This is a genomic window from Streptomyces liliiviolaceus, from assembly GCF_018070025.1.
Classification (GTDB): domain Bacteria; phylum Actinomycetota; class Actinomycetes; order Streptomycetales; family Streptomycetaceae; genus Streptomyces; species Streptomyces liliiviolaceus.
In genome coordinates this window covers 4,446,645-4,459,151 of the sequence record NZ_JAGPYQ010000001.1, presented here as the reverse complement: position 1 = coordinate 4,459,151, position 12,507 = coordinate 4,446,645, and the positions used below count along the sequence as shown (strand labels likewise).

12 protein-coding genes and 1 pseudogene are annotated in these 12,507 nt (G+C 67.2%); 6 read left to right on the top strand and 7 right to left on the bottom strand.

From position 1 onward, the window contains the following. Nucleotides 1–168 precede the first annotated feature (168 nt). Complete coding sequence (locus J8N05_RS19495) at nucleotides 169–495, top strand: DUF6221 family protein (RefSeq protein ID WP_210884503.1); 327 nt, start codon at nucleotides 169–171, stop codon at nucleotides 493–495. Nucleotides 496–631: 136 nt separating this feature from the next. On the opposite strand, the gene J8N05_RS19490 is transcribed toward J8N05_RS19495, so the two are convergent. Further along, entirely contained in the window at nucleotides 632–1,915 is a 1,284-nt protein-coding gene (locus J8N05_RS19490) for a PP2C family protein-serine/threonine phosphatase (RefSeq protein WP_210884502.1), read from the bottom strand. Next, nucleotides 1,915–2,715, bottom strand: a complete 801-nt coding sequence (locus J8N05_RS19485) for an alpha/beta fold hydrolase (protein WP_210884501.1) — start codon at nucleotides 2,713–2,715, stop codon at nucleotides 1,915–1,917. Before J8N05_RS19485 ends, J8N05_RS19490 begins: the two co-directional genes overlap by 1 nt. Before the next feature lie 383 nt (nucleotides 2,716–3,098). Between J8N05_RS19485 and J8N05_RS19480 the strand changes: the two genes are divergently transcribed. Both J8N05_RS19480 and J8N05_RS19475 read left to right on the top strand, forming a co-directional pair. Continuing rightward, nucleotides 3,099–3,848 carry a GAF and ANTAR domain-containing protein gene (locus tag J8N05_RS19480; protein WP_210884500.1) on the top strand — a complete coding sequence of 250 codons (750 nt, stop codon included), beginning with the start codon at nucleotides 3,099–3,101 and terminating at the stop codon, nucleotides 3,846–3,848. Between the two features lie 660 nt (nucleotides 3,849–4,508). After that, nucleotides 4,509–5,452 (top strand): IS5 family transposase gene (locus J8N05_RS19475; protein ID WP_407699973.1). Its coding sequence is split into 2 segments (ribosomal slippage): nucleotides 4,509–4,884 and nucleotides 4,884–5,452, totalling 945 coding nucleotides; the frame shifts between segments, so codons are not numbered across the junction. Here J8N05_RS19475 and J8N05_RS19470 read toward each other — a convergent pair. Both J8N05_RS19470 and J8N05_RS19465 read right to left on the bottom strand, forming a co-directional pair. Next, on the bottom strand, nucleotides 5,438–5,806 hold the full coding sequence (locus tag J8N05_RS19470; RefSeq protein ID WP_210884499.1) for a hypothetical protein: 369 nt from the start codon (nucleotides 5,804–5,806) through the stop codon (nucleotides 5,438–5,440). The genes J8N05_RS19475 and J8N05_RS19470 overlap by 15 nt on opposite strands. 718 nt (nucleotides 5,807–6,524) lie before the next feature. Beyond that, a complete protein-coding gene (locus J8N05_RS19465; protein ID WP_210884498.1) occupies nucleotides 6,525–7,523 on the bottom strand; it encodes an STM4015 family protein in 999 nt (332 codons plus the stop codon). A 188-nt stretch (nucleotides 7,524–7,711) separates the two neighbouring features. Here J8N05_RS19465 and J8N05_RS19460 point away from each other — a divergent pair. Beyond that, nucleotides 7,712–8,521 (top strand): annotated as a pseudogene (locus J8N05_RS19460) (IS5 family transposase). On the opposite strand, the gene J8N05_RS19455 reads toward J8N05_RS19460, so the two are convergent. The 3 genes from J8N05_RS19455 to J8N05_RS19445 all read right to left on the bottom strand — a co-directional run bounded on the left by J8N05_RS19455 (nucleotide 8,518) and on the right by J8N05_RS19445 (nucleotide 11,050). Next, on the bottom strand, nucleotides 8,518–8,853 hold the full coding sequence (locus J8N05_RS19455) for a hypothetical protein (protein ID WP_210884497.1): 336 nt from the start codon (nucleotides 8,851–8,853) through the stop codon (nucleotides 8,518–8,520). The pseudogene J8N05_RS19460 and the gene J8N05_RS19455 sit on opposite strands and share 4 nt — an antisense overlap. 260 nt (nucleotides 8,854–9,113) lie before the next feature. Beyond that, nucleotides 9,114–10,160: a beta-ketoacyl-[acyl-carrier-protein] synthase family protein gene (locus J8N05_RS19450; RefSeq protein WP_210884496.1), complete on the bottom strand. Its 1,047-nt coding sequence runs from the start codon at nucleotides 10,158–10,160 to the stop codon at nucleotides 9,114–9,116. Between the two features lie 119 nt (nucleotides 10,161–10,279). After that, complete coding sequence (locus J8N05_RS19445) at nucleotides 10,280–11,050, bottom strand: MmyB family transcriptional regulator (RefSeq protein WP_210884495.1); 771 nt, start codon at nucleotides 11,048–11,050, stop codon at nucleotides 10,280–10,282. A gap of 343 nt (nucleotides 11,051–11,393) precedes the next feature. Between J8N05_RS19445 and J8N05_RS19440 the strand changes: the two genes are divergently transcribed. After that, a complete protein-coding gene (locus J8N05_RS19440; RefSeq protein ID WP_210884494.1) occupies nucleotides 11,394–12,260 on the top strand; it encodes a helix-turn-helix domain-containing protein in 867 nt (288 codons plus the stop codon). Then, nucleotides 12,257–12,487 (top strand): DUF397 domain-containing protein, encoded by a 231-nt coding sequence (locus tag J8N05_RS19435; RefSeq protein ID WP_210884493.1) that lies wholly within the window; start codon nucleotides 12,257–12,259, stop codon nucleotides 12,485–12,487. The genes J8N05_RS19440 and J8N05_RS19435 overlap by 4 nt, the downstream gene beginning before the upstream one ends. Nucleotides 12,488–12,507: the final 20 nt, after the last annotated feature.

The following is a 12,507-nucleotide window of genomic DNA, read 5'->3' as shown; positions in this document are numbered from 1 at the left end:
GGACTTCGTGACGCGTGATCCGCAGGCTGTTGTGCGGTATCGCCACGCCGGGGTCCGGGGCGTGAGGACGGGCTCATACACCGTACGTACCCGGGCCTTGACCGGGCATCCTCACGGCCGTGTGGTGGGAGCATCGGAATGTCCGTGCGATGAGGGGGAGGTGAACTCGTGCCTGTCGTCGCCAGTCTGATGCTATTCCTCCAGGACCGGTGGGACGAAGAGCAGCGCGATACCGCGCTCTTCCACGAACTCGACTGCCCCGACCCTCCACGGGCCGGACGCGTCAGCTGCTGCGGATGCCCCTGCCCTGCCCAGATTTGTGACCGCCTCGCCGATCACCGTCGGATCGTGCGGGACTGCGAACAGCGCATCAGACGAGAACAGAGCAGCGGCGCGCACTGGTCGGTGGATTCAATCCGCGCCTTTCAGATCATGAAAGCCTTCGCCCTGCCCTACGAACTGCACCCCGGATGGCGGGACACCTGGTATCCCTGACAGCACCGGTGACGCGACGCGCAACCGCCGTGCTGCGAACCACTCACCCCTGCCCTGATCCCATGCCCGCCATCAGCAGAGCGCCGATCGCGCACGGGACCGGTAGCGGCGTCACGGGTTTTGACCGTCAGTGCGCTCACGCGGGTTCGTCGCCCGGAGTCGTGGGAGGCAGGGCCGGCACGCCGAGGGCGAGCAGCGCGGTGTCGTCGTCGGGTCCGTTGTCGAAGGAGGCGAGCAGCCCTTTCAGAGCGGTGATCAGTGCCTGTGGGCCGGTCGGCGGCTGGGCTGTGATGAAGGCGCGCAGGGCGTCCTCGCCGTAGAGCTCGCGGCCTGGTCCTGTACGGGCCTCGGTCAGTCCGTCGGTGTACAACAGCAGCGTGTCGCCGGGCCGCAGGCGGGTGCGGGCGGTGGTGAACGGGGCCCGGGGCACGGCGCCGATGAGCAGTCCGCCCGGGGTGCGGAGGCAGTCGGCGCTGCCGTTGGCGCGCTGGATGAGCGCGGCGGGGTGTCCGCCGGCCGCCAGGTGCACGCCGACGTGGCTGCCGGCGGGTTCCAGGACGCCGAATATGGCGGTGCAGTAGCGGCCCTCGCCGGTTCGGTATCGCTCGTGCAGCACCGTGTTCAACGTGGTGAGCACGGTGATGGGGTCGGGGTCGTGCAGGGCGGCGGCACGCAGGGTGTAGCGGGCCAGCGAGGTGACCGTGGCGGCCTGGGGGCCCTTGCCGCACACGTCACCGAGGAAGAACGCCCACCGGCCGGCCCTCAGGGGGAACAGGTCGTAGAAGTCTCCGCCCAGCAGATCGGGGGAGGCCGTGTGGTAGTAGGAGCCTGCTTCCAGGCCCGGCACGGCGGGCAGTTCGGCGGGGAGCAGACTCTGCTGCAGGACGGCGAGGGCCTCCTGGAGCCTGATGCGGTCGGCGTCGGACCGACGCCGCGCCTCCTCCGCCGCTTTGCGGCCGCGCAGCAGCTCCCTCTCATAGGCGCGGCGGTCGCGGGCGTCGAAGACGGTGGTGCGGATCAGTAGTGGCTCGCCGTCCTTGCCTGTCTTGACCTTCGAGGTGACCAGCACCGGCATCCGCCCGCCAGCGGCTTTGATGTCCAGGGCGATGCCGCTGATCTCGCCCTTCATCTGCAGCAGCGGCGCGAAGTGCGTCTCGTGGTAGAGCTTGCCGCCCACCGTGAGCAGATCGGTGAACCGCATCCGCCCCACCACCCGGGAGCGGTCCAGGCCCAGCCAGTCCAGCAGGGTGGTGTTGATCTTTACGATGGTGCCGTCCATCAGCGTCGACAGATACCCGCACGGAGCCTGCTCGTACAGTTCCTCGGCACTGTCCTCCAGCAGGGACGTGACCACCGTGTCTGCGCCGTCTGGGTTTTGTGTCTGACCCGGCTCGGGAGCAGGGTCGGTACGGCACATCATCAACAAGTCCCGATGAACGCGGTGATCGCCCCGGCCGTGACCTGCGGCGCGCTCAGCTGCGGACAGTGCCCCGTCGCCTCCAGCGTCACCAGCCGGCTGCCCGGGATGGCATCGCGGACGTAGGCGCCGACCTCCCGCGGAGCGATCACGTCCTGCCGGCACTCCAGAATCAGCGTCGGCACCGCGACCGTCTCCAGATCCTTGCGGCTGTCGGACAAGAACGTCGTGCGGGCGAAGACGCGGGCCATGTCCGGGTCGGTCGCGCAGAACGAGGCCGTCAGCTCCTCGCCGAGCTCCGGCCGGTCCGCGTTGCCCATGATGACCGGGGCCATCGCCGCCGACCAGCCCAGATAGTTCGACTCCAGCGACTCCAGCAACTCGTCGATGTCCTCGGCGCTGAACCCGCCCCGGTAGCCGTCGTCGTCGATGTAGCGGGGCGAGGGCGTGACCATCACCAGCCGGGACAGACGCTGCGGGACCCTCGCCGCCACGAGCACTCCCACCATCGCGCTGACCGAGTGCCCCACGAACGTCACCTCCCGCAGGTCGAGTTCCTTGCAGACCTCCAGCGCATCCTGCGCGTAGCCCTCCAGCGAGCTGTAACGCCGTTCGTCCCAGGCCGACGGGTCCGCCCGGCCCGAGCCTACGTAGTCGAAGAGCACCACCCGGCAGCTCTCGGCAAGGACCGGAACCACCAGGCGCCACATGTTCTGATCGCAGCCGAACCCGTGCGCCAGCAGGAGTACCGGCCCGTCCGCACAGCCGGTGACGGTGACACAGTTCCTGCGACGGATATCCATAACTCACCAGTTTTCCACCACCACCCCACCCAAGGCAGAGGCTTGACGCCCCGACACCCCCCAGGGCTACGACCACGCCACGCGGCGAGATGCCGTCCGCCCCGCTGCCGGTGCTCGTCCGGTGTGCCTGGCCCGGCAGGCGGGAGGCCGGCTGGTCGCCGACGGGGAGGACCGGCACGTCCTGAAGCAGAGGAACAGACGGCAGCAACACGCAGGAATGGGGTGGACCGGCTGCCGGTGTCTACACTCCGGGGCGTGTTTTTGGCGGATACCGCTCGTGCCGTCATCTGCCGGGCGGATTGGGGGGAAACCGTGTGATGGCATCGGCCGGTGGGGCCGGTGGCATCAGCCGCGCTGAGGCGCGGCGGACAAGGAGGCTGCCTATGAGCCGGGAACAGCACATCGCCCGCACGTTCGTCTACCTGGCCGACACGCTCGTGGAGGACTTCGACGTCGCAGATTTTCTGCAGCAGATGACGGTGCGCTGCACCGAACTCCTCGACGTGGCTGGCGCCGCGGTCTTCCTGGAGCCCTCCGACTCCGGCCTGCACGCCGTCGCCCCGCATGATCGTGGCCCCCGTCTTCTGGAGGTGCTGCACGGTGCCTGCGGACAGGGCCCGACCCGGGACGCCTGCCGCACCGGCCGGACGGTCACCACCGAGGACTTGGATGCTGCGGCCGCCCGCTGGCCGCAGTTCCTGCGGCAACTGCACGCCGCCGACTGCACCGGTGCGACGGCGGTGCCTCTGCGGCTGCGCGACGACACCGTCGGTAGCCTGCTCCTGCTGCACACCGCCGGCCGGCGGCTGAACGACGGCGAACTCGACCTCGCACAGGCTCTGGCCCGTGCGGCCACCATCGGCCTGCTCCACGCCCGCACCCACCATCAATCGCGCACCGTAACCGAACAGCTCCGCGGGGCCCTGGACAGCCGCGTCGTCGTCGAGCAGGCCAAGGGCCTTCTCTCCGCCCGCCACGGCATCAGCCTGGACGATGCCTTCGCCCTGCTGCGTCACTACGCCCGTTCCCGCCGACTGCTGTTGAGTAGCGTCGCCCGGGACGTCATCGAGCACCAACCCGTTCCCGGCCCCGCACCCTCCCGGAGTCAGACGCGCGCACCGGACACCCCGTAGTGGCCGCCGTCGAGAGGCGGTGGAGGTTCTCACTTTCTACCCGAGGGGACTCAAGTCTGGGCGGGGCGCCAGATGGGGCCTGATGGCCCGTCGCGCAGCAGATTGGTCAGTGCGGCCACAGCGTGGGAACCTGGTTGGGGAAACTGGATGGGGCTGTGTCCTGGGCGCGAGCTGGTGGAAGTCGAGGAAGGTGACGATGCCGCCGATCACCAGCGTGAGTTCAGCGTTCATGGGGCAGTCAGTAGCTCGTTCGGGTGATCCAGGCAAGCGCGCCTCGGCCGGGCTGACGGACAACACAGTGACGGGACCGCTGATCGAGGTCTGCTAAGGCGCTCAGTTCGACGATCGCCGCGCCCGACGGCCTCTCAGAACAGTTCCCTTCTCCTCCTTCGGCGTGGGAGGTGTCCGCAGCGCTGACGCCGCCGCGGCCGTGAGGAGGAAGCGTGCCGCTTGCGCTTTCGAAACGAGCGCCTCCCACTCGGCCCACTCCACTGTCGACGTCTCCCTCCGCCCCTGCCCCACCAATGCGCTCTGCATAGCCAGGAACGCTGTCCGCAACTCGGACACCGCCCCGTCAACGCCCGGTGGGCCTAGGTCGTTTCTGATGGCTCTTGTCGGATGCGGTGGACCAAGTCCTGGGGTGGGCAGGTGCCGGGCATGGTGCGGCGACATGAACTGACCGATGCGCAGTGGCGGATGATCGAGCCCTTGCTGCCGGACAACGGCCGGCCGGGCGGGCAGTGGTCCGATCACCGGACCGTGGTCAACGGGGTGCTGTTCCGGGCCCGTACGGGGGTGCCCTGGCCGGACCTGCCGGAGCGGTACGGGCCCTGGCAGACCGTCTATGAACGACATCGCCGCTGGTCGGCGGACGGCACTTGGCAGCGGATCCTGACCGAGCTGCAGATCGAGGCGGACGCCGGTGATCCCGACGGCGCCCTGGCCCGCCGCCTCGATGCGGAGCGGGAGTGGGCGGTGAACATCGACTCCACCTCCTGCCGGGCTCACCAGCACGCGGCCGGGGCCCGGCACCGGCCGCCGCGCGACTTCCCCGAAAAGGGGGCGGAGCCCGTGTGGAGGCTGATGGGCGGGAGGCGCTGGGACGCTCACGGGGCGGGGTGACCACCAAGGTCCATCTGCTGGCTGACGACCGGGCCCGCCCGCTGACCTGGCTCACCTCACCGGGCCAGCGGGGCGACAGCCCCATGCTCGTCCCCGTGCTGGAGACAGTGCACATCCGGCGGCGCGGTCCGGGCCGCCCGCGCCGCCGCCCGGACCGGGTGCGCGGCGACAAGGCTTACTCCAGCCGCGGCAACCGTGCCTACCTTCGCCGTCGGGGCATCAAGGCGACCATCGCCGAACCGAACGACCAGCAGGCCAACCGCCGCAACCGTGGCCGGGCCGGTGGCCGCCCACCCGCCCTCGACAAGGCCCAGTACCGACGGCGCAGCGCAGTCGAGCGGTGCGTGAGCAAGTGGAAACAGTTCCGGGCCGTGGCCAGCCGCTACGACAAACGCGACTACATCTTCAACGGCACCCTCACCATCACCGCGATCGTCATCTGGCTCCGAGACACCGTCCAAGAGCCGTCAGAAACGCCCTAGAAGCTCGGTACGGTCTACCGCGGGCAGCAGCCGCGCCCACACCTCGTCGCACTCCTCCTGCGCGATCAGCCGTAACTCCTTTCCGCCGCCGAATCGCGACTGCTCCTCCAACACCCGGTCCGCCCTGTCGGGCCACTCGAACTGGTAGGCACGCAGGTCCTTGATGGCCGCGTCCCAAGCGTTGTACAGCTGGAGGTACGCCTGCTGGCGTTGGTCGCGCAGCCATTGGCGGTGTTCGACGTGGGCCTCGCCTGCGGTCTGGCGGTGTCCGACGAAGAGGCCAGCGAAGGCGCCTGCGATACCGAAGACGCCTGCTGCGACGGCGGCTATGACGGCTGCCCATGCATCGCTCATACCGGACATCGTGCATCGCCAACACCTACGACGTCTCCGGGCCATCGAAAGACGCATCGAGTGCTGCACGCTAGTTGATGACGTCTTGACGGGCCCGGGTCGCTCGGGTCGGGCAGACCCGGTGGAACGGGGGCGGTTCCGAGCCCGTACGGCTTCCGTAGAAACGCTGAGGGCTCCGCTGTTCAAACGGCGGGACCCTGTTGGCCTCTGCTGTGAGCCCGCAGACTTCAGTTAGCCGACCCTGCCCGGGCCGCGCCCGGTGCGTCTCTGCGCCGCTCGCCCCTGTTCGATCCCGGGTTCGGGGGTGACTGTGGTTGTGGCGGTGGCGGGTGTTGTTGTCTGTGCTGGGGGTGTGGGTTCCGCTCGGTCGTTGCGGTGCGAGGCCGGCTCTGCGGCACCGGCCTTGGAGGCTTTCATTTTGTCGTTGGGGGACCATCACCTGGTGTGCATCTTCTGGGCGTGACGCGCATCCACGGAGTATTCGTCGGTATCGTCGTCTGCCTGGTCCTCCACCGCGTTGTTCAACGGTTTTGTTGGGGCCTTTTGCTGTCGGGGGTGTGGAGTTGTCCGCCTCATGGGGGGCGTGTTCGGTGCTTTTCGAACACCTCAAAATCGTTTCTCACGGGTGGGGGTGTCGGCGGACATGTGAAGACACATCACAGGGGAAGCCTGCAGTGTGGCGCCGTTCGAAGGCTGATCGATGGGTGGTTCTGGGTTGTCACCAGTGGGTGAGGGCGCCCAGGCAGATGTAGCGGTCTTCGTGGATGTTTCTTTCGTCTTTGTCGGATTTTTCGGTTCCGAGGTTCACGTGGACGCCTGCGGGTTCGAGTGTTTCGCGCAGGCGTTGCCGGAATGGTTTGCTGATGAAGTTGTGGTGCAGGTCGAGTTGTTTGAGGTGGGTGAGGGGCTGGCCGGAGAGGAGGGCTGCGGCGCCTTCGTCGCCCAGGGTGCCTTTGGACAGGTCGAGGACCTCAAGTTGGGCGATCACCGGGGCGGAGGCGACTGCGGTGGCGATGTCGTCCTGCAGGTCGCTGTTGGTCAGGGCCAGGTGTCGCAGCCGGGGCAGCCGGGTGCCGGAGAGGATGTCTTCCAGGTCGGTGACCTCGCAGCGAAATCCGTATTCCTCGCTGCCCAGCCACAGTTCGAGATGCTCCAGCGCGGGCAGGTCACTGGCTGCCACGCCGCGGACGATGTCGACTGGGAGTTCGCAGCTCTGCACGACGAGCCTGCGCAGCGCGTCGTGGCGCAGGGCGGGAAACTGCAGCGTCCCGCCGGTCTGCCCCTGATCGTCGCGCACCCCGGCGCGCATGCCGAACTCCTCCAGCGCGGGAAAGGCGGCCAGCAGGGGAGAGACATCGCTCTGGTGGATCCGGCTGAACTTGCACTCTTCCTCAGTGATGTCGCCGAGGAACAGCGCCCGCAGCGCGGGTAACTGCTCACGTGCCGCCAGCAGAGCTGCGACGACTTCCGAGGAGTCGGTGTCCTCCATGTCCTCCCAGTTGCCGGCGATCAGGGCCCGGACCTGCGTGACGTCAATTTCGGCGCAGAAGCGGTCGAAGGTCTCGTTCCACAGCTCTTCGTCGACCTCCCACCGCGGGTAGCCGATCCGCCAGGCCACGGCGCCGGGCTCCACGGGCCCGGCAGCTTCACCGGTTTGGGGAAAGAGCAGAGCGGGAAGACCGAACAGCTCTTCCAGGTGGTTGTCGAAACACTTCATCCGGATCGCTCCTTGCAGATGATGGGGCAGGGATACCGCACGCAGCAGTAGTTCTAGCAGTACCCACTGACTCGTTATGCGGTCTGTCAGGCAGTGAGAGCGGTGGTTGGCGCGAGTGCGTAGAACTCCTAACTAAATGATCTTCGAAGTGGTTGGATCACTCTGAGACTGGTGATCTGGGGGTGCGGGTGGCTCGGTCGAAGCAGTGGGAAGTCGATGACGAGCTGTGGGCGATGATCGTGCCCTTGCTGCCGAAGGTTGAGCGTCGGCTCCGGCATCCGGGGCGCAAGCGGCATCCGGACCGGCTCGTGTTCCAGGGCATCCTGTTCGTCCTGCACACTGGGAGCACCTGCCGCAGGAACTCGGCTTCGGCTCGGGCATGACCTGCTGGCGCCGCCTGTCCGAGTGGACCGAGGCCGCAGTGTGGCCCCGGTTGCACGAGGTCCTCCTCGCCGAGTTCCGCGGCGCGAACGCCCTGGACTTCTCCCGGGCGGCGGTCGACGGCTCCCACATCCGGGCGTTGAAGGGGGAGCCAAGACGGGACGAAGCCCCGTCGACCCGGGCAGGGCGGGCGGCAAGCATCATCTGATCGCCGACGCCATGGGCATTCCGCTTGCTGCGACCCTGACCGGCGGCAATCGCAATGACGTCACCCAGCTGATCCTGCTCCTGGGCCGTACCGCCCGTGCGGGGCAAGCGCGGCCCGGCCCCGACGCCGCCCTGAGGTGGTGCTGGCCGACCGCGGCTACGACCATGACAAGTACCGCCGCCTGGTCTGGGACCTCGGCGTGAAGCCGCAGATCGCCCGCCGCGGCACCGAGCACGGCTCCGGTCTGGGCACCCAACGCTGGGTCGTCGAGCGAGCGTTCGCCCACCTGCACTGGTTCCGCCGCCTACGCATCCGCTGGGAGATACGCGATGACATCCACGAAGCCTTCCTCAGCCTCGCTTGCAGCATCATCTGCTGGCGACGGCTGAAAAAGATCCGGCCGCGTTAACGTTTGTTGTTCTGAACAGCCTCGAAGCCGCGGTCTTGGATCACTGGGAAGGCTTGCTGTGTGGTGGTGATCCAGGCGTCGATGTCGGCATGGGACGACCTGATGGCGCTGATCAGGGCCTCGATCACGTCCAGTTTCGGCTTACCGACGTTCAGGCTGAGCTGGTCCATCGACACCTCTTGGTACGACATGACCAGCTGCCACCAGAACCGCATGACGAAGCGGCATTCCTGCGGGTCACGGTCGTCTGCGAGGCGATCGTGAACGACCCTCTGGACGCGTCGCCGCTGCTCATCGTCACGAAAGCCGTTGTTGAGGTCGGTCAGGGTCACGTCCGGAGGGTAGCAACCGCGTTCGTTCACGGCCTCTGACTAGCGGGAATGGTGAAGTACCACTGGAGTACTAGCAGCCGTCCCGGATATCGGCGCCGACGCGGCGGACGAGGAGGGAGCAACGGGGCCACGCGGTCCAACAGGTTATGAGGCGCAAGATCATCCGACACCCGCAGAAGTCTGCCGTTGGCTCAGTCGACAGCCAAGCCCATTTTGCAATGCTCAGTAAGAGGGGGACGTAAAAGCTGAGTCCCTGGTGCTCACGTACTGCCCTGCCAGGAGACCTGTAGAGCTGCCGCGCAGAAGCCGGGGCCGACGCCGAACAGGAGACCTGCTGTGTTCGCAGACGGGGGATCGTCATGGACGCGGGCGAGAGTGCGCAGAACGGCGGTTCCGCCGGTGTTGCCGTGGTGGTGCAGGCAGGCGCGGGAGTAGTCGAGGGCGGCGTGGGAACATGCGCCGGCGTCGGCGACGCGTTGGAGGATGGCCGAGCTTCCCGGGTGGATGACGGCGAAGTCGGGTTTCCATCCGCCCGAGTGCCAGGGGAGCAGTGGGACGACCTGCGAGACGGCGCTGACGGCTGCTTTGCTGGAGTCGAAATGGTAGCCGTGTTCGTCGGCGCGTAGTCGGTAGTAGTCGCTGCTGTCCTGGTGGCCGTCTTTGTGGACGTAGTTCCAGGAGTCTTCGACGACGAGGCCGGGCTGCTGCAGTGGTTCGGTGCTGACGACGGTGGCTGCTCCGCCGTCACCGAACAGCATTTTGTAGATCATTGCGGGCAGGTCGGTGTCGGTGTGTTGGTAGACGGAGCTGAGTGCTTCGGCGCCAACGACCAGGACATGACGGCCGGGGCTTGCCAGAGTGGCGGCGAGGCCGAGCATGTAGGCGCCGCCGGCGCAGGCCAGTTGGGTGAGCGGGATGCGGGTGATCGTCTGCCGCAGACCAAGCGCGTTGACGAGATGGATGTCGAGGCCGGGGATGGCCAGGCCAGTGGCATGGCTGGTGATCAGGGTGGCGATGCTCTCTACGGGGACACCGGCGAAGGTGAGCGCGCGGCGGGCAGCGCGTTCTGCGAGTTCGCAGACGTCGGCGTAGGCGCGCTCGTTGCGGCGTTGGAACGGCTCGGTACGCGCGATATCGGCGAGGGGCCGAGTGAATCGTCGAGTGTCCACGCCGACGGTGCCCGCGATCCGCGTGATGGCCGCGGTCCGGGGGTGGCCAGGGTGGCGGGTGATGATGTCGTCCACGATCTGCGCCGTGGTGATCTGATGGGCCGCGTCGGCTGTGCCGGGCCGGTTGACGAAGGCCACGGTGCTCCCTCCACAAGCTGCTCGGAGTACATCTACAGACGTTCTCGGTGTCGCAAGGATGTGCAGCGGGCGGCGCTATGTAGGGCGGTCCTTCGAGTGGTCTCAACCGGCTGGTGGTTTCAGGCAGGATCGAAGAGGACGATCATCAGGCGGGATCCGGGAGAGCTGAACGGCTGAGAAAGGATCATTGTTGCGCGTCCCAGGCCTTTTCGGGCATGGCGCAACGGGCGCTCGTCACCGTCAGGGTGTGTGTAGGGCAGACCGGCTTTCTCGTGCAGACGCAGTGCTCGTTTGTCGTGGAGGATCCGCTCGTTGATCCGCTGAAGATCGGGGTCGTCCGGATGGAGGGCCAGCGCGGTGCGGAACTGGGGCATCACGTAGGGGCCCCATTCGGTTTCCCAGTTCTCCAGGCAGAAGTCGCGGGCTTCGTCGGAGAGCAGCATCCATTCCATGGTGTTGGCCGGCGGGTGCCCGCTGGGGAACATGGCGGTGAAGGCGCTGTTGTGCATACGGAGGTTGTAGGCGCGGTCGTTGACGTAAGCCATCTCCGCCTGGGTGTCGAGGGCTCGCTGCCACACTGGCGGAACGCTGCGGCCGGCGTCCGGGTTCAGGGGCAGGCCGGGCTCGGCCCCGAACGTCTGCGTATAGCTGTAGGTGTATTCGTCTTCGCTGAAGCGCAGCACGCGGGCCAGGGTGAGCAGGTAGTCGGCGGTCAGCGGTATGCGGCCCGCCTCGACCTTCGAGTAGTAGCCGCTGCTGGCATTGGTCAGTTGATCGACCTCGTTTTGCGTGAGCCCCTGCACACGTGGTCCCGGTCGTGATCCCCGGGAGGGCAGGCCGACGGAGTCCGGTTCCAGTGCGTACCGTCGTGCTCTGAGGATCTGCTGCACATCCGGTCTTGCGACTGGCACTTGGGGGCCTCCAACCCGTTATCAGTGCGGTGTCGTCCAGGTGGTGGCTGTCAGGGGCCGTATTGCGAGGCTTCAATCGGCAGCCGTGGTGCGCACATCCTCCGGGCGGCGTAAGAACGTGAGCGGTGGGCCGCAGCCGATTCGTTCCGGCGCCTGGGACATACGTTCGCAGGCTCGGTTTAGGAGGCAACTATGCGCGTCCCGCGTGCATATGACAAGCCCCCACTTTGCACTGTGCAGAGTCTGGATCTGCAGTCTGTTTCTGGCGGAGGACTCGTGGCAGACTGCGGAACTACTGGGCGTCACGGAGGGGGCGGGTAGCGTGAGTGAGCCGCGATCTGCTCCGACAGTGCTGCAGATGGTCTTGGGCCGGCGCCTGCAGGAACTGCGACTGGCCGCTGGCCTGACTGCTCAGGAGGCGGGTAAGCGACTGCGCATCGCGCACACCACGGTCACGAGGATGGAACAGGCCAAGGTCACCCTGAAATGGGCATCAGTCAAAGCACTGCTGGAGATCTACGGAGTAGCCCGGGCCGAGGCGGAGCAGTTCCTCGTCCTGGCTGATCAGGCCAACGCACCAGGCTGGTGGCAGAACTTCCGCGATGTCTTGCCCACCTGGTTCGGTGTGTACGTCAGCCTGGAGTTCTCAGCCCGCCGGATCCGCGGCTACGAACCCAGCGTGGTCCCGGGACTCCTTCAGACACGCGACTACGCGCGCAGTGTGCTGCGTCTGAACCGCCCGCGCCCGACACCGGACGAGCTGGAGCGGCGCGTCGAGCTGCGGATGGAACGCCAAACACTGCTCACCCGGGAGAGCCCACCGCACCTGTGGGTGGTCATGGACGAAACGGTGCTGCGGCGCCCGGCCAGCCCAGCGCTTGAGGTGATGCGCAACCAGCTGGACCGACTCCTGGAGGTCTCCTACCTCCCCAATGTGACCCTGCAGGTGCTGCCGTTCGCGGCAGGCCTGCACCCGGGCGCGTTCGGGCCCTTCACTCTCTTCCGCTTCTCCCTGGCGGACTTCCCCGACATCGTTTGCACCGACGCCCTCAGCCGCGCGGCCTACAGCGAGGACCGGGACGAAGTCGCACTGTACCGGGAGACCTTGGACCGCATGTGTGCCCAGGCGCTGCCCAAGAAGAGCACGCGTCAACTGCTGGCCGACACCCGCAAGGAGCTCTACTCGTGAGGCACACCCGCCAAGCCCCTACCGACCTGGGACCAGGAGGCTGGCCTTCGCCCTGGACCGGAAGCAGCGGGAGTGCCCGCGGCGACGTGAAACTGCTCGACGAGCAGCGCGTCGCAGTGCAGCAGTCCGACGGTGAGAACGGGGCGTCCGTCGTCTGGTCAGCCCGAGCGGTGGTCGAGTTCGTCACGGGTGCCAAGGCCAGCTCTGCCGACTTCCTCCTCACATGACACCCTTTTTGCGCAGCGGC

What these genes read in the sequence shown, in the direction of transcription:
- J8N05_RS19490 (WP_210884502.1), bottom strand. Translation starts at nt 1,915, where the DNA reads ATGATGTGCCGTACCGACCCTGCTCCCGAGCCGGGTCAGACACAAAAC.
- J8N05_RS19485 (WP_210884501.1), bottom strand. Translation starts at nt 2,715, where the DNA reads ATGGATATCCGTCGCAGGAACTGTGTCACCGTCACCGGCTGTGCGGAC.
- J8N05_RS19480 (WP_210884500.1), top strand. Translation starts at nt 3,099, where the DNA reads ATGAGCCGGGAACAGCACATCGCCCGCACGTTCGTCTACCTGGCCGAC.
- J8N05_RS19470 (WP_210884499.1), bottom strand. Translation starts at nt 5,806, where the DNA reads ATGAGCGATGCATGGGCAGCCGTCATAGCCGCCGTCGCAGCAGGCGTC.
- J8N05_RS19465 (WP_210884498.1), bottom strand. Translation starts at nt 7,523, where the DNA reads ATGAAGTGTTTCGACAACCACCTGGAAGAGCTGTTCGGTCTTCCCGCT.